This is a genomic window from Billgrantia sp. NRB1, assembly GCF_056921725.1.
Window position 1 is genome coordinate 3,001,922 of the sequence record NZ_CM167783.1, and the last position, 18,928, is coordinate 3,020,849.

At 67.8% G+C, this 18,928-nt stretch carries 17 protein-coding genes and 1 tRNA gene; 3 read left to right on the forward strand and 15 right to left on the reverse strand.

The window, feature by feature from the left end; all coding sequences use genetic code 11:
* Positions 1-18 precede the first annotated feature (18 nt).
* Positions 19-95: transfer RNA gene (locus tag ACZIYR_RS13640), tRNA-Arg, on the forward strand.
* 4 nt (positions 96-99) lie between these two features.
* Here ACZIYR_RS13640 and ACZIYR_RS13645 read toward each other — a convergent pair.
* The 14 genes from ACZIYR_RS13645 to ACZIYR_RS13710 all read right to left on the reverse strand — a co-directional run bounded on the left by ACZIYR_RS13645 (position 100) and on the right by ACZIYR_RS13710 (position 15,212).
* Positions 100-2,079, reverse strand: a complete 1,980-nt coding sequence (locus ACZIYR_RS13645; protein WP_483527054.1) for a sensor domain-containing diguanylate cyclase — start codon at positions 2,077-2,079, stop codon at positions 100-102.
* Positions 2,080-2,245: 166 nt separating this feature from the next.
* Complete coding sequence (gene fnr / locus ACZIYR_RS13650) at positions 2,246-2,995, reverse strand: fumarate/nitrate reduction transcriptional regulator Fnr (RefSeq protein ID WP_473034264.1); 750 nt, start codon at positions 2,993-2,995, stop codon at positions 2,246-2,248.
* 283 nt (positions 2,996-3,278) lie between these two features.
* A complete protein-coding gene (locus tag ACZIYR_RS13655) occupies positions 3,279-4,277 on the reverse strand; it encodes a porin (protein ID WP_483527055.1) in 999 nt (332 codons plus the stop codon).
* Positions 4,278-4,698: 421 nt separating this feature from the next.
* Positions 4,699-5,814: a ProQ/FINO family protein gene (locus tag ACZIYR_RS13660; RefSeq protein WP_483527056.1), complete on the reverse strand. Its 1,116-nt coding sequence runs from the start codon at positions 5,812-5,814 to the stop codon at positions 4,699-4,701.
* Between the two features lie 301 nt (positions 5,815-6,115).
* Positions 6,116-6,640, reverse strand: a complete 525-nt coding sequence (locus ACZIYR_RS13665) for a dihydrofolate reductase (RefSeq protein ID WP_483527057.1) — start codon at positions 6,638-6,640, stop codon at positions 6,116-6,118.
* Between the two features lie 38 nt (positions 6,641-6,678).
* Positions 6,679-7,500: a thymidylate synthase gene (locus tag ACZIYR_RS13670; protein ID WP_483527058.1), complete on the reverse strand. Its 822-nt coding sequence runs from the start codon at positions 7,498-7,500 to the stop codon at positions 6,679-6,681.
* A 45-nt stretch (positions 7,501-7,545) separates the two neighbouring features.
* On the reverse strand, positions 7,546-8,064 hold the full coding sequence (locus ACZIYR_RS13675; protein WP_473034268.1) for a hypothetical protein: 519 nt from the start codon (positions 8,062-8,064) through the stop codon (positions 7,546-7,548).
* Between the two features lie 20 nt (positions 8,065-8,084).
* The gene (locus ACZIYR_RS13680) at positions 8,085-8,384 is read right to left on the reverse strand and encodes a nucleotidyltransferase domain-containing protein (RefSeq protein WP_473034269.1); all 300 of its coding nucleotides are present in this window, start codon (positions 8,382-8,384) and stop codon (positions 8,085-8,087) included.
* Between the two features lie 46 nt (positions 8,385-8,430).
* Complete coding sequence (gene lgt, locus ACZIYR_RS13685; RefSeq protein WP_483527059.1) at positions 8,431-9,216, reverse strand: prolipoprotein diacylglyceryl transferase; 786 nt, start codon at positions 9,214-9,216, stop codon at positions 8,431-8,433.
* 9 nt (positions 9,217-9,225) lie between these two features.
* Positions 9,226-10,020, reverse strand: a complete 795-nt coding sequence (locus tag ACZIYR_RS13690) for a sulfite exporter TauE/SafE family protein (protein ID WP_483527060.1) — start codon at positions 10,018-10,020, stop codon at positions 9,226-9,228.
* Positions 10,017-11,420, reverse strand: coding sequence for a response regulator (locus tag ACZIYR_RS13695; RefSeq protein ID WP_483527061.1), 1,404 nt, complete (start codon positions 11,418-11,420; stop codon positions 10,017-10,019). Before ACZIYR_RS13695 ends, ACZIYR_RS13690 begins: the two co-directional genes overlap by 4 nt.
* 115 nt (positions 11,421-11,535) lie before the next feature.
* Positions 11,536-12,345: an NRDE family protein gene (locus tag ACZIYR_RS13700; protein ID WP_483527062.1), complete on the reverse strand. Its 810-nt coding sequence runs from the start codon at positions 12,343-12,345 to the stop codon at positions 11,536-11,538.
* Positions 12,346-12,350: 5 nt separating this feature from the next.
* The gene (ptsP, locus tag ACZIYR_RS13705) at positions 12,351-14,612 is read right to left on the reverse strand and encodes a phosphoenolpyruvate--protein phosphotransferase (protein ID WP_483529087.1); all 2,262 of its coding nucleotides are present in this window, start codon (positions 14,610-14,612) and stop codon (positions 12,351-12,353) included.
* Between the two features lie 108 nt (positions 14,613-14,720).
* Positions 14,721-15,212 (reverse strand): RNA pyrophosphohydrolase, encoded by a 492-nt coding sequence (locus tag ACZIYR_RS13710; RefSeq protein WP_473034273.1) that lies wholly within the window; start codon positions 15,210-15,212, stop codon positions 14,721-14,723.
* A gap of 197 nt (positions 15,213-15,409) precedes the next feature.
* Between ACZIYR_RS13710 and ACZIYR_RS13715 the strand changes: the two genes are divergently transcribed.
* Positions 15,410-16,066 carry a histidinol-phosphatase gene (locus ACZIYR_RS13715; protein WP_473034274.1) on the forward strand — a complete coding sequence of 219 codons (657 nt, stop codon included), beginning with the start codon at positions 15,410-15,412 and terminating at the stop codon, positions 16,064-16,066.
* 291 nt (positions 16,067-16,357) lie between these two features.
* Here ACZIYR_RS13715 and ACZIYR_RS13720 read toward each other — a convergent pair whose 3' ends face one another.
* Positions 16,358-17,332 carry a malate dehydrogenase gene (locus ACZIYR_RS13720; RefSeq protein WP_483527063.1) on the reverse strand — a complete coding sequence of 325 codons (975 nt, stop codon included), beginning with the start codon at positions 17,330-17,332 and terminating at the stop codon, positions 16,358-16,360.
* Between the two features lie 452 nt (positions 17,333-17,784).
* Here ACZIYR_RS13720 and ACZIYR_RS13725 point away from each other — a divergent pair, with 452 nt between their 5' ends.
* Positions 17,785-18,927: an efflux RND transporter periplasmic adaptor subunit gene (locus ACZIYR_RS13725; protein WP_483527064.1), complete on the forward strand. Its 1,143-nt coding sequence runs from the start codon at positions 17,785-17,787 to the stop codon at positions 18,925-18,927.
* Position 18,928 lies beyond the last annotated feature (1 nt).

Genomic DNA, 18,928 nt, shown 5'->3' on the forward strand with positions numbered 1-18,928 from the left:
TATAATGCGCCCGGTCGCGCCCCTATAGCTCAGCTGGATAGAGCGTCCCCCTCCTAAGGGGAAGGTCTCAGGTTCGAATCCTGATGGGGGCGCCAGCCCTCAGGGCTCCACCGCCTCGCTCAGCGTGTCCTGGGCCACCACCACGCGATTGCGCCCCTGGCGCTTGGCATGATAGCTGGCGCGGTCGGCGCGCTTCACCAGCGGCCCCCCGTCCCGGTCATCCGGATCCAGCCGCGACACCCCGATGCTGGCGGTTACCCGAAAGCAGTGCCCCTCGGCGCGAAAGGCCAGGTCGGCAATGCGCTCGCGCACCCGCTCGGCGATCTCCCGCGCCTGGGCCAGCGGACAGGCCGGCAGCAGCAGCGCGAACTCGTCGCCGCCGAGCCGGGCCACGGCATCCTGCTGGCGAACCGTCTCCTGCAGCAGCTGGCCAATCAAGCGCAGCAGCTCGTCGCCGGCCCCGTGGCCGGCGGTGTCGTTGACCGGTTTGAAGTGGTCCAGGTCCATCATGATCAGCGACAGCACCTTGTCGCTGTCGCGGCGATGCAGGGTGCAGGCCTCTTCCAGCCGATTTTCGAAACCGCGGCGGTTCAGGCAGCCGGTCAGCGGGTCGTGCTCGGCCTCCCAGCGCTGCTTGGTTTCCCGGGCCTGTCGCTCGGTGATGTCCTGCACCGTCCCCACGAACCCCAGCGGCGTCTTGCCCAGCGTGACCTGGCTGACCTGCACCTCCAGCCAGAGCAGCTCGCCGTCGTCGCGCTGGAAACGATACTGGTGGGGCCGCTCCTCCTCCCCGCTCAGCATGGCCCGCCAGCGCTCGACGAAGGGGCGGCGATCCTCGGGATGCACGTGGCGCAGCCACTCGCTGTCGGGATGGTCGCCGACCGCGTAGCCGGCAATGGCTTCCAGCTCCGTGTTGACGTAGTTGACCCGACCGTGCATGTCGACCAGGAACATGCCCACCGGCGAGGAGGCCAGCACCGCGTGCAGGAAGGCTTCGCGGGATTCCCGTGAGGCGAGGGCCTCCCGGCGATTGCCTTCCAGGCGGTTGAAGGCGTCGGCGACCTGGCGCAGCTCGTTCATCGAGGTACGCAACGTCAGCCGCTCGGCGTCGCCGCGACCGATCCGGATGATCTGCTGCTCCAGGCGATGCAGCGGCGCCAGCCCCAGGCCCAGCAGCCACCAGAGCAGCGGCAGCATCACTGCCACCGTGGCGAGCCCCACCCAGCGCAGCTCGCTGGCGTAGCGCTGAATGGGGGCGTTGACCTGGCTCGTGGGAAGAAAGACCCCCACCACCCAGTCGGCCGACCACACCTGGCGAAAGGCCATCAGCGCCGGCTCGCCGTCCAGCTGCTGGCCCACGCCGCTCCCCTCCCAGCCAAAGCGCGCCAGCTCCAGCAGCGGCAGCTGCTCGGCGTCCGGCACCGGCTGCATGAGCCGGCTGGCATCCGGGTGGCTGATCACCCGCCCCTCGACGGTGGCCAGCAACACGTGCCCCTCATCGCCGATGCGCCGCGACTGCAGGTTGAGGAAGGCATCACCGTTGCGCAGGCTGGTGTTGCCGCCCAGGATGCCGGTGAAGTTTCCCGCCTCATCGAGCAGCGGCTCGATCACCATCACCTGATCGATGCCGGTCTCGCCGCCGCGGTAGGGCTCGCTAACCAGGGGGCGGCGAAAGCCCCGCGCCTGATGAAAGTAGTCACGCTCGGCGATATTGGGGCCGCCCTCCGGGAAGGGTGGCCAGGCCGCCACCGGCTCGCCCTCGGCATCGAACACCATCAGCCGGTCGAACAGCGCCAGCAGCCCCTCCTGGGCACGCAGCTTATCCAGCAGAGCAGGGTCATCGACGGAAAGGCTGGGGCGCAGCCGGGCCAGCGCCCGCTGACGATCCTCGACGGAGCGCTGCAGCTGATCGGCGATCAGCTCGGCCTCGTAGGCCAGGTGGGTCAGGTTCTCGCGCTGCGCCAGGGCGCCCCCGCTGATATGGCTGTAGCCCAGCAGCGCCACCACCAGCGCCAGCCAGCCGAGGCTGACGCCAAACAGCAGGCGGGAACGCAGGGTGGGAAGCATCCATTCCGGCAAGGGGTAGCACCCGTGAACAGTGGGTTGAGACTCGATCATGACACCGGCGACCCGCCAGCAAAAGGAGCGGCGTCAACTATCGGGCCGATAGAGGGGGGCCATAAACCGAGCCTCAACGCCAAATGACTGCCAGCGTTAGATACCCAACGCCGAACAATCGCCAGCGTCAGATCCCCGAGTGGCGCCCGACGCCCTCTTCGGCCAGGGCCACCAGCGCCGGATGGTCGTGGATGGTCAGCTCACGGCCCTCCACCGCCACTAGCCCCTGCTCCTGGAAGCGGCCCAGCACCCGGCTGACGGTCTCCAGCGCCAGGCCGAGGTAGCTGCCGATATCGGAGCGCGACATGGAGAGGTGGTAGCGATAGGGGGAGCAGCCCCGGGCCCGGAAGCGCTCGGAGAGTCCCAGCACGAAGCTGGCCAGGCGCTGGTCGGCGGTGCGCCCGGAGAGCAGGCACATCATGCGCTGGTCGTTGCGCAGTTCGCGGCTCATGCAGCGGTAGAGCTGGCCGCGCAGCTCCGGCAGCCGCTCGGCGAGGTCCTCCAGGCGGGTGAAGGGCAGCTCGCAGACGAAGGCGGACTCCAGCGCCGTCACGCTGCCATAGCAAGCGCTGTCGCCGATGCCGTCGAGCCCCACCAGCTCGCCGGGCAGATAGAAGTGGGTGACCTGGTCACGCTGGGCATCCTGGGCGACCGACTGCTTGAGGCTGCCCGAGCGCACCACGTAGAGGCTCTCGAAGCGGTCGCCCTGGCGCACCAAGGCCTCGCCCCGCTTGAGCGGTCGCGGCCGCTCGATGATGGCATCAAAGGACTCCAGCGCCTTGACATCAAGCCCCAGGGGCAAGCAGCGCGCATGCAGGCTACAGCGCTCGCAGCGGGTCTCGTTGACCGGCTGGCGCCGACTAGACTCAGGCTTCATGGACTCTCCTTGCCTCGTGTTGCCTAGCGTGCTCAACGCCCCAACCGACCCGACCGCAGGCGCTGACAGGCAGCGGCGGCTGGTTCGGAGGGTTCCGGGCGTCACTACAAGATGAGTGATATTTTGACGTGTATCAAGCACCAATACTACCGCTTTCGCCCCGGGTAGCAGCCCAGGCTGCCGCCTCAGGCAACGCCCCACAGCAAATCAGCCGCTGGTAACACATACAAAAAAACCGGCCCCCGAAGGAGCCGGCTTGTGTCTAGCCTAAGCTAGGCGCTGCTTAGAACATGTAGCGAGCGCCGGCCAGCACGTAGGTGTCTTCGTTGTCGATGTCACTCTCGTGGAACTCGGTGAAGACGTTGACGTTCTGGTTCAGACGGTAGTAGGCACCGGCAACGAAGATGTTACGGCTGTCGACACCGTCCGGCTCATCAGCGTAGTAGTAGTCGCCGGTCAGGGCGAACTGACCCATGCTGAAGGTACCGCCCAGGCCGTAGACATCACGGTCCACATCACGCTGGGCATCCATACCCAAGCGGCCGCTGAACATGTCGTTGAAGGCATACTGAGCGGTGGCACCGTAGCGGGTCTTGCTGCTCTGGTTGCCAGTAATCTCGATGGGCGTCGGCTCGGCCCAGCCGGCGGCCAGACGCAGGCCGGCCACTTCGTAGGTCGCGCCGCCCTGGGAGCGCACCTTGCTGCTGTCCAGCGCGGTGTCGTTGGCGCTGTAGTGCTTGCCCTGGATATAGGCCTGGAAGCCCTCCAGGTTCGGCGTCATATAGGCCACGGAGTCGCCGCGGGAGTTGAACGGATGACCGGTCCAATCGTTGGCGTAGCCGCGATCCAGATAGACGTCGAACGGGATCAGCACCTGGCTGTTGTACAGGCCGGCGAAGTTGCCCGCCATCAGGGTACCGAACCGCTGACTCTCTACGCCCAGCAGGCTGGTACGCACTTCGGTGAAACCAGAATTGGAGTTCGACGGATCATTCGGGTTAGTACGCTCATCGCCGTCGAAGCGCCACTCGACTTCGAAGAAGCCGCGCAGGTCCGGGTCGATCTGGCTGGAGCCATTGATGTTCAGGCGCGAGTAGATATTGCGGAACTCGGAGCCAGAACCGTCGGTAGCAGCAGCATCAGTGTTGGACACACCCACGGCCACACGGCCGCCGATGTTCAGCTGGGTGCCGTCCTGGTCGTAAACGGTGGCGGCTTGTACGGCGGTGCCGGTGAGGGCCATGGCGCCGGCAACGGCAGTCGCTAACAGTGTCTTTTTCATCGCGATAGTTCCTTTACTAGCTTACTGTTTCGATCGTTGCTGCCCGATCGGAATGATCGGTGCAGGGTAGCTTGCCGGGCATGCGTCTCGCCGTGGTTGGCGCGGCTCCTTCCCAGGAGGGTCGCCAGGCCGGACATGTCCGCAGCGAAGCCTTGTTATAGTCCAATGCTCGCAGGTAGAACTCTATACCGGGATTTTCGGGAACGCAACAAGAAAAAACACTGTTTTCCTTCACGCCTGCCCCTAACCACGGAACCTTCCCCTGCTAAAGCGGTCATCGCGCATCCTAACGCGAGCCGCGGCCGCCGGCCTGTCAAAACAGCGACCTGGCAGCGATGAGCCCGCACATGATGCCCCGCTGATACAGCGGGAGGCAAGTGCGGGGCGCTTCAACGTTTGATGCAGAACAAGGGCGAGGGGCTCAGCGGCGGCGCTGGCCGCCGCCGTGCTTGGCGAGCAGCGCCGAGAGCTTGGCCTCCAGGCGCTGCTCGGGGCTGGCGCTGTCGGCACCCGGCGGGAGCTCGGTGTCCGCCTGCGCGGCCGAGCCGGGTGGCACCGCCGCGGTTGTCGGGGTCGCCCGGGAGGCGTCGGGCCGGGGCGCCTTACGCGACGTATCGGGCTGGACGCCCCCGCTGGCCGCAGCTGCGGGCTTTGCCTTCCTGCCCCCTCTGGCGGCGCGGCCCTTGCCACCGGCTGCCGAGGGCTTGCGGCGCCGCTCGGCCTGCAGCCGCTCGAGCTTGCGCCGGGCGTGTTCGGCGGCCTGGGCGTCGACCCGCCCCTGGGGGCGGCCGGCCAGGTCGATGCGCTCGGCGCCCTCGCGCACCGCCTTGAGATAGCGGGGCAGGTTGACGTAGCCGGCCAGGGCGCGGCGCACGAGTTTCTCCGGCCAGGGCTCGTCGGCGGCCAGGTCAAGGTGGATGCCCACCTTCAGGGGTCTCGTGTGGCCCTTGAAGAAGGCCTGGGGATAGCGCCGGTACCACTGGTCGAGCAGCGCCTCGGCGGAGGGCGCGGGCTCGATGGCCAGGCTGCCCTGCTGGTCGGATTCGACCGGCGCCCCTGCCCCGCCGCTGGACGCCCCGGTGTTGACCTCGGCCGCCTCGTCTGGCCCTGGCGTCGGCGACGTGTCAGCGGACGTCGTGTCAGCAGACGTCGTCTCAGCGGCCGCTGAGTCAGAAGGCGCGGAGGCGGAAGGCTCGGGGCGTTCGGGCTCGGCGCTGGGCGGCGCGGTCTCTGCCGAACGATGGCCGATCAGGGCGGAGAGCCCCTGGGCGCGCCGCCTCCCCCGGGCGGGCGGCGCGGGGGCCGGCTCGCCGCTCTTGAGCCGCTCGAGCAGCCGCGCGTTGTGCTCCTCGAGTTCGCGATTCTGCTCGTCGAGCTCGCGGTTCTCCTCCTTGAGCTCCAGGCGCTCCGCCTCCAGCTCGGCGAGTCGGGCGTTGAGCGCCTCGAGTCGTTCATGGAAGGCTTGCAGTTGACCCAGGGCGGTGTCGGTGCGCGCTTCCAGCGCGTCCAGCAGGCGGTGTGAACGTTCTTCGGTCAAACCGGAACCCTCCAGGCAGACTCTTCTTGCGTATCCGTCATGCGGCCCGTGCCGCCCACGGGTGCAAGTCTGTGCCAGAAGCCTCGTCATGACAAATGACTCTTCGCAGACTGGCGTGAACTGGCTCTGTGGGAGGGAGCTTCAGCTCGCGAAGTAGCGCAAAGCGCTACCCATGGGGCGCCTGCGGCGCCTTCGTCGAAGCGTCGAACCGCCGGCAGAGTCGAGACGTCGAACCGCGGCTTCCCACCATCAAGCCTGCGAAACATGTTCACGCTAAAGTGCGAAGTACCTGACAATCTGCTTACTCACCGCGGCGGCGATACTCCACGAAATCGTAGGCGGGCTGGCCGGCGGCGGGACTGCCCGGCACCCGCTGGGTCTCCTGCCACTCGGCCGGGTCGAGCTCGGGAAAGCGGGCGTCGCCCTCCACCTCGATATCGACCTCGGTGAGGTAGAGCCGGCTGGCATGGGGCAGCGCCTGGGCGTAGATCTCCCCGCCCCCCATCACCATGATCTCCTCCGCGGCATCGATGGTCGCCTGCTGGTCGGCCAGGGCCAGGGCCGCGGCCAGGTCGTGGCAGACCCGCACCCCGTCGTGGTGAAAGTCGGGGTCGCGGGTCACCACGATATTGAGCCGCCCGGGAAGCGGGCGGCCGATGGAGGCGAAGGTCTTGCGGCCCATCACCAGCGGCTTGGCCTGGGTCATGCGCTTGAAGAACGTCAGATCCTCCGGCAGGTACCAGGGCAGCCGGTTGTCCACGCCGATCACCCGGTTACGATCCATGGCGGCGATCATGGCGATGGGCACCAGGGTCTCGTCGGTCATCTCGCTTGTTGTCTCGTCGGTCACGAAGCGGGCCTCGCTTATACCGCCACGGCGGCCTTGATATGGGGATGGGGGTCGTAGCCCTCGATGGCAATGTGCTCGAAGCGGAAATCGAACAGGTCGGTAACGCCGGGGTCGAGCACCAGGCGCGGCGCCTGCCGGGGCGTACGGCTGAGCTGCTCTTCGGCCTGCGCCAGATGGTTCCGGTAGAGGTGGGCATCGCCCAGGGTATGGATGAACTCCCCCGGCGCGAGCCCCGAGACCTGGGCGATCATCTGGGTCAGCAGGGCGTAGCTGGCAATATTGAAAGGCACGCCCAGGAAAATATCGGCGCTGCGCTGGTAGAGCTGGCAGGAGAGCCGCCCATCCGCCACGTAGAACTGGAACAGGCAGTGACATGGCGGCAGGGCCATCTCGTCCACCAGCGCCGGGTTCCAGGCCGAGACGATCAGCCGGCGCGACTGCGGATCAGTGCGGATCTGCTCCAGCAGGGTGGCGATCTGGTCGACGTGGCCGCCGCGGGGGTCGGGCCAGCTGCGCCACTGGTAGCCGTAGACCGGGCCCAGGTCACCGTTAGCATCGGCCCACTCGTCCCAGATGCGCACCCCGTGCGCCTTGAGGTAGGCGATATTGGTATCGCCGGCCAGAAACCACAGAAGCTCGTGAAAAATCGAGCGGGTGTGCAGCTTCTTGGTGGTCAACAGCGGAAAGCCCCGGGCGAGATCGAAGCGCATCTGGTGGCCGAAGAGCGAGCGGGTCCCCACCCCGGTGCGGTCGTCGCGCTCGACGCCGTGGTCGAGCACCTGGCGCATCAGATCCAGGTAGGGCTGTTCGAGGGGCGGAAGCGTCGGGTCGGTCACGGCGTAGCCTGGGCTGGAAAATGGGGGAAAGAATTCTACCGGATCTCAGCTGGCATGTTGATCGGGCATTACCAGTGAATCGGGCAGCTCCGCCTCAAGGGCCATCCGCTGCTCGGCGTAGCTACGTATTCGGTTATAGGTCGCCATCAACATCAGTGAGGCCTTCCTGGCGGCGCTCAGCGCCTCGGCAAAAGCCTCCGGATCCTGCATGTATTCATGGACCAGCTGGTTGCGTAACTTGCGGGCCGCCAGCCAGCTTTCCGTGCTTTCCAACACACTGAGCCGTTCGGCTCGATTGAGGTTCTCGATCTGGCTACCGGTATGCTCGGCAAGACTTTGCAGCCAGCGTGGTATCAGTTTGTCGGCAATGGTGTCCTGCATTCGGCTGTAACGCGAGACGAAGGCTTCGAGCCTGACCGCTTCCTCGGGCCGCTGATCGAGCGACGCGACCCAATGGGCATCGAGAGTGACGCCGGACTCGAACAGGGAACTCCAGCTGTAGCGCAGATGATGCCCCTCCCGACGCACGATCTCGAGCGTCCACAGGAAGCGATCGATCGGCAAGAGTGTCTGCTTTTCATCTGTCATAGCGTCTGGGCCGTGTCACGTGCGTGGCGGTGGACCGGGTTCAAGGGAGTGGTCGGGTCGACCACCAGGATATCGATGGGCTGATCACCGAGACGAAGCTGAAGGCGTGCCGTGAGAGTCAGCATCTTGTCCATCTTGCCGACGATTTCACGCGGACTTTCCACCAGAAGGTCAATATCACCTCCCCTGGCGCCGTCATCCAGGCGTGAACCGAACAGCCTGACGCTTACCTCATCGCCGAACACCTCGGCCGCCGACTGCTTGATGATTTCCACTTGTTCCGGCGTCAATCGCATCGGACACCATCCTGATCGATGAGCAAATCTCGCGATGTATCGGGCTTTATATTCTGGCATCCACCGGCTGCCGGCGCGACCAGAGGATCAGGGTGATGCCGAAGGCGATCATCGGCAGGGTCAGCAGCATGCCCATGGTCACCCAGCCGAAGGCGATGAAGCCGATATGGGCGTCGGGCAGGCGCACGAACTCCACACTGAAGCGGAACACCCCGTAGAGCAGCAGGAAGAGCCCGGAGACCAAGCCGCGGGCACGGGGCTTGGCCGACACCCACCACAGCACCACGAACAGCACCAGCCCCTCGAGGAAGGCCTCGTAAAGCGCCGTGGGGTGGCGCGGCTCGGGCCCCATGCCGGGAAAGGGCATGCCCCAGGGCAGCTCGGTGACCCGGCCGGGCAGTTCGCGGTTGATGAAGTTGCCGATACGCCCGGCACCCAGGCCGATGGGCACCAGCGGGGCGATGAAGTCGGTGAGGGTAAAGAAGGCCATGCGCTTCTTGCGGGCGAAGTAGAGCGCGGCCAGCAGCACCCCGATCAGCCCGCCATGGAAACTCATGCCGCCGTCCCAGATACGCAGGATCCACAGCGGGTCGGCCAGCCACTGGCCCATGCCGTAGAAGAGCGCATAGCCCAGCCGGCCGCCGAGCACCACGCCGATGGCGGCATAGAACAGCAGGTCGCCCACGTCGTCGCCGCTCAGGCCGAAGCGGGCGGCGCGTCGGCGCCCCAGCCACCAGGCGGCGACGAAGCCGATGACGTACATCAGGCCGTACCAGTGCACCTGGAAGGGGCCCAGGGAGATGGCCACCGGGTCGATGTCGGGATAGGTCATGGCAGCCTCTCAGAGCAGAAAGCGCAGCCCCACCACCGCCAGCAGGGCGGCGAAGGCGAGGCGCAGAACGTGGGCCGGCAACACGTGAGCCAGGCGGGCACCAACCCGGGCGAAGGGCACGCTGGCGATCACGATGCCGAGGAAGGCGGGCCACATGACGAAGCCGGTGGCACCGGCGGGCAGCAGCGGGTGCCCCCAGCCGACCACGATGAAGGTGGCCGCGCCGAACAGCGCGATGGGCAGGCCACAGGCGGCGGAGGTCCCCACCGCCTGGGTCATGGTCGCCCCGCAGCGCGAGAGCCAGGGCACGCAGAGGGTGCCGCCACCGATGCCGAACAGCGCCGAGACGCCGCCGATCGTGCCACCGGCGAGGCCCATGCCCAGCCGCCCCGGCGCCACCGTGCCGGGCTTGGGGCCAAGCCCCAGCGCCATCTTGCCCGCCACCAGGAGCACGAAGACACCGAAGAGGCTTCCCAGCAGCCCGCCGGAGAGGGCCCCGGCCACGAAGACCCCGGCGATGGCGCCCAGCACCAGGCCCGGCAACAGCGCCACGAACCAGCGGCGCTGGATGCTGCCGCGCTGATGGTGGGCCCAGGCCGACGACGCCCCGGTGATCACGATGGTAGCCAGCGAGGTGCCCACCGCCAGGTGCATGGCGATCGCGGGATCGACGCCCTGCAGGCCGAAGGCGAAGACCAGGGCCGGCACGATGATCAGCCCGCCGCCCACGCCGAACAGGCCCGCCATGGTGCCGGCGGCGGCGCCCAGGGCCAGGTAGCCGAGAAGGGTAATGAACAGGGTCATGTCGATGCGGTTTCCTCGAAGGCATCCGGCCGCCAGTGGCGAAGCATGTCGATCAGCGCCCGGGGCCGGTACGGCTTGGCCAGATAGTCGTCCATGCCGGCCTCCTGGAAGCGCCGGCGGTCACTCTCGGTGGCATTGGCGGTCAGAGCCACCAGCACGCTGCGGGCGCGGCCGGGGTCGTCGGCTTCCGCCTCCCGCCAGCGCCGCGCAGTCTCCACGCCATCGATATCGGGCATGAAGATATCCATGAAGACCAGATCGTAGGCGTGACGGCGGCGGCTCTCCAGCGCCTCCTGGCCACCGGCCACGCTATCCACCGTCACGCCCTGCCCTTCCAGCACCTGGCTTGCCAGCATGCGATTGACGGGCCCATCGTCGACCACCAGCACCCGCAGGCTCGGTCCCCGGTCGGGCAGCGAAGGCGCATCGGCTTCCGCCAGGCCGTCGCGGTCGTCGGCCAGGCTGTTGAGCAGCAGGGTCACGTCGGCCATGCGCTCGCGCAGCTCGGCGAGACGCCGGGCCTCGACGCCTCCCCCAGCGCGCTCCAGCTCGGCGGCCAGATCGCCCAGCAGCGGCGCAAGCTCGCGCTGCAGCAGTCCCAGGTAGCGCGACTTGAGCCGCGAATCCTCCCGGGCCCGCTCACGGGCTGCGAGCAGGCCACCCAGCTGTGGCAGCCCCCCCTGGGGCTCGTCGAAAAGCAGCAGCTCATAGCCCTGGGTCTCGAGGCGCTCCACCGCCAGCCGGCGCCAGCGGCCCTCGGCGTCGCGCACCTGCATGGTGGCCGGCTCGCCGCCCTCACCGTGACTGCCGCGCAGCCGCGTTGCGGCGCTCTGGCCGCGCAGCGCCGCGGCGCTTTGCCCCAGCAGCTGCTCCATGGCCAGATTGGCCGCCACGACACGCTGCTCGAACAGCAGCAGCGCCGGGCGGGAGGCCGCCACCAGCAGCCCCGTCAGGTCCGGCGACTGCTGCCAGCGTGCCTGCAGCTGGCCGAGCGCCTGGTCGAGCCGACCGAGCCGTTCGGCCAGTCGATCGTCTGCGGCAGGCGGCTCCCCCGATGACGGTGTCTCCGGCGGAGGCAGCCACTCCGGCAGGCTATCCGCCAGGCCCCCCAGGCGTCGTTCGACCCGCGCCAGGCCGTCGTCGACGCCGGCTTGAAAGTCGCTCAGGCGATGGCGTAGCTGCAGCAGGAAGGCCGCCGTGGTCAGGGTGGTGCCGACCAGCAGCATCAGCAGCAGCCAGCCGGCCTCAGCCCAGGAGGTCGGCTCAGGGGTACCCAGCCACAGAAACAGCCCCACCGCCAGACACAGCAGCACCAGTACCAGCTGGGCCAGCAGAAAGGGCCATAGCAGTGGCCAGACAAGTCGCGACCAGAAGCGGTCCTTGCAAGGTGCAGCGGGCATGCTCATCCCTGTGGCAATGCAACGATGGACCGAGTGTACGTGGCCGGGCCGCCGCTGTCATGGCAGCGCGGCGGGGTTCAACGCCTTGGCGGTTACGACAGGCATACCGGCAAAGTCAGCCCCGAGCGACGCGAGTGCCCTCAGCGGGGGCAGCGTCCAGCAAGATGCGCTCCTGGTGTTCCCCGAGCGGTCGGCCGCCGGGGCCGAAGCGGCGCTCGCCGAGGCGAATGCAGCCGGCCTGGGCCTGCCACTCGAGCCAGGTCATGGCGCGGGTGCCGTACTGCTCGCCGAGAATGAAAGGAGAGGACAGCCGCCGCTCGAGCTCCAGCCCGACGCCGGTCTCCGGCAGATGGGCGTCATCGGCGGGCTGGGTATCGCCCAGCGCGGCCAGCGCCTCGTCCGGCCAGCGCCCGCGACGCAGCGCCTCCAGCAGCCCCTGGCGCACGCTGATCAGCTTCGGCCAGGGGGTATCCAGGCTGGCATTGGAGAGCCCGTGGACGCCGGGGCTGACCGCCGTCAGACGCAGCAGGTCGCGCCCCCGGTGCAAATGCCAGAGCCGGTGGCCGTCGCCGGCCAGCAGGTTGAAGCCGGCAAAGCGCCACCCTTCTCCACCGGCCAGCTCCTCCAGCCAGGCGGGCAGATCGGCGCACTCCAACGCCTCCCGCACCAGCTGACCGCGGCTCGGGGCGCTCGCCGACACCTTGAGCTCGGGGTCGCGGACATTGGTCACTGCGGCGACGCGGCCGCGGCGGTGCACGGCCAGCCAGGTGCCGCCGGCCTCCAGGTCGCGACCACCGACGATCGCCGGCGCATCCTGCCAGACTCCCAGGGGAGCGGCGGGGCGCTGGTGAAATTCGTCCCGATTGGCCACCAGCCGCAGCGGAATCGCACTATCAGGCCGAAAATCGAAAGCGATCAGGCACATGGCATTCAGTCCCGGGGCGGCAGCAGATGCGACAGCTGCCACTCGGTCATGCGGCGGATCAGGTGGTCGCGCACCGCTCGAGGGGTGTTCAGGGCCAGGGTCTCCTGCACCAGGGCCTGGGCCGCATCCAGGGGCACGCGGCGGATCGCCGCCCGCACCCGCGGCAGACTGGGCGCATTCATGGAGAGCGAATCGAACCCCATGCCCATCAGCAGCAGCGCCCCGGCCGGGTCACCGGCCAGCTCGCCGCACAGTGACAGCGGCATCTTAAGCTTGTGGGCATCCTCGGAGAGCCGCGACAGGGCCGAGAGCACCGCCGGGTGGCAGGCGTCGTAGAGGTCGGCGACCCGCGGGTTGTTGCGGTCCACCGCCAGCAGGTACTGGGTCAGGTCGTTACTGCCCACCGAGAAGAAGTCGGTGCGCTCGGCCAGGGCATCGAGCTGGTAGAGGGTCGCCGGGACCTCCAACATGACGCCCACCTTGGGCCGTTCCACCACGACCCCCTCCTCGCCCAGCTCAAGCACGGCGCGGTCCAGCAGGCGCAGGGCGTCGTCGACCTCATCGACGTTGGTGACCATGGGCAGCAGGATCTGCAGGTTGTCGAGCCCCTGGGAGGCGCGCAGCATGGCGCGCAGCTGCACCATCAGCACCTCGGGATGGTCCAGGGTGACACGAATGCCGCGCCAGCCGAGAAACGGATTGGCCTCCTCGATGGGAAAATAGGGCAGGTCCTTGTCGCCGCCGATATCCAGGGTGCGCATCACCACCGGCAGCGGAGCAAAGCTCTCCAACTGGTCGCGGTAGAGCCGCGTCTGCTCCTGCTCGCCGGGGAAGCGCTCGGTAATCATAAAGGGCACTTCAGTGCGGTAGAGCCCCACCCCGCCGATGCGCTTCTTGAGCGGACCCACCGTATCGATGGCCAACCCGGTGTTGACCATCAGCGGCATGACGTGGCCATCGGGGGTCTCGCTGGGCAGGTCCTGCTCGTGCTCCAGCAGCTCGCTCAAGGCCTCTTCCTCAGTGATCAGCCCCTGGTAGTGACTCTCCAGCTCCGAGGAGGGGCGCACGAAGAGGCGTCCGCGGTGGCCGTCGAGGATCACCGGCGCCCCAGAGAGGCGTGGCAGCGGCAGGTCGACCATGCCCAGCACCGTGGGGATGCCCATGGCACGGGCGATGATCGCCACGTGGGAGGTGCTGGAGCCGCGCACCGACACCAGCCCGGCCAGCCGCTCGCGGGGGATTTCCCCTAGCGTCGCCACGCTGATCTCGTCGCCCACCAGAATGCTGTTCTCGGGGTAGCGATTCGGCGTACTCGCGCACTCCTCCTGAAGATGGGCCAGCACCCGTCGGCCCAGGTCGCGAACGTCGGCGGCCCGCTCGCGAAGGTAGTCGTCGTCGACCCGCTCCAGATACTGGACGTGACGGCGCACCACATCGGCCAGGGCCCCCGGCGCCCACTGCCCTTCGCGGATACGCTTCTTGATCTCCTGGGAGAGCGCGGCCTCGCCCAGCATCTGCTGATAGACCTCGAACAGCGCCAGTTCCTGGGCGGAGATCCGGTTGGCCAGCCGCTCGCCGGCGGCCCGGATCTCCTCGCGGACGCGCTCGATGGCCACCCGGAGCCGCTCGATCTCGTGGTCGACATCGGTGGGAATGAGATCGGGCACGCTGTCCAGGTCGGCCGGCGGGGCGATCACCACAGCCTCGCCGATGGCCATACCGGGCGAGGCGGCAACCCCGGTGAACATCGCCTGGCCACCCTCCAGGCTGGGGCGACTGAGGCTTCCGGTCACCAGGGCATGGGCCAGCACGCCGGCCAGCTGGGCCCCCATGGTGACCAGGAAGGCTTCGTCCTCTTCGTCATAGCGGCGCTTGGCGCCCTGCTGCACCACCAGCACCCCGAGCATGCGGCGCTGATGGATGATGGGCACGCCGAGAAAGCTCGAGTAGCGCTCCTCGCCGGTGGCCTCGAAATAACGAAAGCGCGGATGTGCCGGCGCGTCCTCGAGGTTCAGCGGCTCCTCGCGCTCGGCCACCAGCCCCACCAGGCCCTCTCCCACGCGCAGCGTCACCCGCCCCACCGCCTGAGTGTGCAGGCCGATGGTCTCCATCAGCACCAGCTCCTCGAGCTCGGCGTCATAGAGATAGAAGGAGCAGACATCGGTGCGCATCGCCTTGCGGATGCGGCGCACCATGGTGGCCAGGGCGGCGTCCAGGCTGCGGGCCGAGTTGACCTCCTGAATGATCCGTCGCAGCACCTCTAGCATCGGCGTCTTGCGTTCCATGGTTGTTGTCTCCCGCCTGCTGAGGACTTGATGACGATCACGCCGCCGTGGGGGTTCCGGGCTTGCGCCGCCCGCCGGGCGGCAAAGGGATCAGCGGCCTTCCAGGGCCAGCCGCTGTGCGCGGGGAGACAGCTCCCTCAGGGCGCGGCGGTAGACCTCGCGCTTGAACGGCACCACCTGCCCCAGAGGATACCAGTAGCTCACCCAGCGCCAGCCATCGAATTCCGGTTTGGGCGAGCCATCCATGCAAATGCGGCTTTCCTGACAGTGAATCCGCAGCAGGAACCACTTCTGTTTCTGGCCGATGCACACCGGCCGGGAGTTGATGCGAACCATGCGTCGCGGCAGGCGATAGCGCAGCCATCCCCGGGTACAGGCAAGCACTTCGACGTCATCGGCAGTCAGGCCGATTTCCTCTTCCAGCTCGCGATAGAGGGCCTGTTGCGGTGTCTCGGATGCCTTGATGCCTCCCTGGGGAAACTGCCACGCATTCTGTCCTACCCGACGCGCCCATAGCAGCTGCCCCTGGGCGTTGGCGATGATGATGCCAACGTTGGGGCGAAAGCCGTCAGCGTCGATCACGGACGTCACCTTATAAAATCGTCATTGGAGCCATTCTTCCACAAGGGCACAAAGCGCATCAATACAACAAAGTGGCAGTCTGTCCTGGGCGTCGCCATCCGGCCGGGGCGTGTCGCTTAGCACCGACGGCGGATGTCTGCCATAATCGCGGGCTTTCGCGCATTGCGCCGCCATTCAACAACCGCAAGGGGTAAGCCGTGAGTCTGGCCATCTTCGACCTGGACAACACCCTGCTGTCCATCGACAGCGACCATGCCTGGGGCGAGTTCCTGCTGGAACAGGGCGCCGTGGACCCGGTCGCCTACCGGGAAGCCAACGACCGCTTCATGGCCGACTACGACGCCGGCACGCTGGATATCCACGCCTTTCTGGAGGTGGCGCTCAAGCCGCTGGCGGACAACTCGCCGGAGCAGCTGGCCGCCTGGCATCAGCAGTTCATGGCCAGCAAGGTCGAGCCCAGCATCCTCGCCAAGGGCGAGGAGCTGCTGGCCCGCCACCGCACCCGGGGCGATACCCTGCTGATCATCACCGCCACCAACCGCTTCATCACCGGCCCCATCGCCGAGCGGTTGGGCGTGGATCATCTGATCGCCGTGGAGCCCGAAGTCGTCGACGGCCGCTACACCGGACGGGTCAGCGGCACGCCGAGCTATCGGGAGGGCAAGGTCGAGCGTCTGGAAGCGTGGCTTGCCGACAAGGAGCTGACCCTGGACGACGCCTGGTTCTACAGCGACTCCCACAACGACCTGGCGCTGCTGGAGCAGGTGGACCACCCGGTAGCGGTGGACCCGGACGACACCCTGCGCGAAGTGGCCAAGCAGCGCGGCTGGCGGATCATCAGCCTGCGGGAGTGACGGAGGCGCCGGCGGTTAGTGCCAACGCTGGCGCTCCTACAGTCGAAAAACCCCGCCAGGCGTGCCTTGGCGGGGTTTTTCTTAGATTCTTCGCATTTTAGCGTGAACATGTTTGACAAGCTTCAAGGTGGGAGGCCGGCTCTGCCGGGCGAAGGCGCCGCAGGCGCCCCTTGTGTAGCGCTGCGCGCTACTTCGCGAGCTGAAGCTCCCTCCCACAAAGCCGTTCACACCAGTCTGCGATGAACCTTTTCTTACGGCTTACGGCTTACGGCTTACGGCTGGGGTCGAGGGTCAGCCCAGCAGGTGCTCGACGGCGGCGCGCTCTTCACGCAGCTCGTCTTCGGTGGCCTTCATCTTCTGCTTGCTGAAGCCATCCAGCTCGAGGCCCTGGACGATCTCGTACTTGCCGCCCTGGCACTTGACCGGGTAGGAGTAGATGATGCCCGGCTCGACGCCGTAGCTGCCGTCGGACGGGATCGCCATGCTGACGATGCCGTCGCTGCCCAGCGCCCAGTCGCGCATATGGTCGATGGCGGAAGAGGCGGCGGAGGCGGCGGAAGAGGCACCGCGGGCCTTGATGATGGCCGCGCCGCGCTGCTGCACGTCGGGAATGAAGGTGTTCTCGTACCAGTCGCGCTCGACCAGCTCGGCGGCGGGGGTACCGGCCACCTTGCAGTGGGCGATGTCGGGGTACTGGGTGGCGCTGTGGTTGCCCCAGATGATCATGCCCTCGACGTCGGTGACGTGCTGGCCGGTCTTCTGGGCCAGCTGGGTCAGGGCGCGGTTGTGGTCCAGGCGGGTCATGGCGGTGAACTGACCCGGATCCAGGTCCGGCGCGTTGCAGGAGGCGATCAGGGCGTTGGTGTTGGCCGGGTTGCCCACCACCAGCACCTTGACGTCGCGGCTGGCGTTGTCGTTGAGCGCCTTGCCCTGGACGGAGAAGATCGCCGCGTTGGCTTCCAGCAGGTCCTTACGCTCCATGCCCGGGCCGCGCGGGCGGGCGCCCACCAGCAGGGCGAAGTCGGCATCCTTGAAGGCGACGTTGGCGTCGTCGGTGGCAACGATCTCCTGCACCAGCGGGAAGGCGCAGTCGTTGAGTTCCATTACCACGCCCTTGAGGGCTTCCATTGCCGGAGTGATCTCGAGCAGCTGCAGGATGACCGGCTGGTCCTTGCCGAGCATGTCGCCGGAGGCGATGCGGAAAGCGAGGGAGTAGCTGATCTGACCGGCGGCACCGGTAATGGCAATACGGACGGGATCTTTCATCGTGGCTCCTTGGGTTTTCAACGCGCGGGTTGACGCCGTGAGGATGGGCCTGACGGGGTACGCCCGCCCTGGCCGGGATTCGAACCGCCAAGATGGTATGCCTGCAGTGCACAAAACTCAATCCGACCTCCGACTAGGGAAGGGGTATCGCTAGGGCAATCACACGGCAAGAATGACTCTCGTCAAGGGGTGATTCCTACCGTGGGAGGCCGCTTCAGCGGGCGAAGGCGCCGCAGGCGCCCTATGAGTACCGCTGCGCGCCACTTCGTCGAAGCGTCGAACCGGAGCTGAAGTTGAGGCGTCGAACCATCCCTCCCACCGAGCCAGTTCACGGCAGTCTGCGAAAAGTCTTTTCTTAACAATGATCGCCCCGCGCCTCGGCTCGTTCGGTCGAAAACCTCGCCGTGGCTGCGCTATGCTGGGGCCATTCGGTTTCGCCATTGGATGGCCCCATGCCACGTCGACCTCCGCTCTCCTACCTGCTGGCCGCCGGCGTGCTTCTGGCCCTCCTGGCGTGGCTGGCCCTTGGCGACCTGCAGCGCTTCCAGACCCGCGCCCCGGCCGATGAACCCGCGCCCGAGCCAGCCCCCATCCGGGTCGAGTATCGCCACAGCCAGGCCACGCCGCATTTTCCCCGGCTGCAGGTCCAGGGCCAGCTGCGCCCCTTCCGCGAGGTCGAGCTGCGCACCCGCCGCGAGGGCCGAGTGGCCGAGCTGCCGGTCGCCGTCGGCACCCGGGTCGCCGCCGGCGACACCCTGCTGGCACTCGCCCAGGATGCCCTGGCGGCCCAGCTCGAGCGCACCGAGGACGAGCTGGCCCTGGCCCGGGCGGAGCTGGCCGGCGCCGAACAGCTGCGCCAGCGCGAACTGATCTCCCGCACCGAGCAGCTGGGCCTGCAAGCCGGCGTCAGTCGCGCCGCCGCCGAGGTGGCCGAACTGCGCCGGGCGCTGGACGACACCCGCCCCGCCGCTCCCTTCGACGGCGTGCTCGACCGCCTGGACGCCGAGCTCGGCGACATCCTGCAGCCCGGCGAGGCCTACGGCCGACTGGTCGACGACAGCCGACTGATCGCCAGCGCCTGGGTGGCCCAGCGCGACGCCCGACACCTCGCCCCGGGACTGCCCGCCGAGGTGCGCCTCTTGGACGGCGAGACGCTGACGGGCGAGCTCACCCACGTGGCCAGCCGCGCCGACGATGCCACCCGCACCTTCTATCTCGAAGTGACCCTGGACAATCCAAGGGGCCTGCGCCTGGCCGGCGCCAGCACCAGCCTGACGATCACCCTGCCGCCACGCGAGGTTCACGCCCTCTCCCCCGCCCTGCTGGAACTCGATGCCGACAACCGCCTGCGGGTCAAGCACCTGGACGAACAGGACCGCGTCGTCGCCACCCCGGTCACCCTGGTGGAGGCCGATGCCAGCCAGGCCCGCGTCGCCGGCCTGCCCGAGCGGGTGCGGCTGATCACCCTGGGCGGCGGCTTCGTCGAGCCCGATGAGCGGGTCACGCCGGTACCGGCCGACCGCGGCCCGACCGAGCGCGGCCCGACCGAACGCGGCCCGACCGACCGGGCCATCAACGATGACGCCTCGCCCTGAC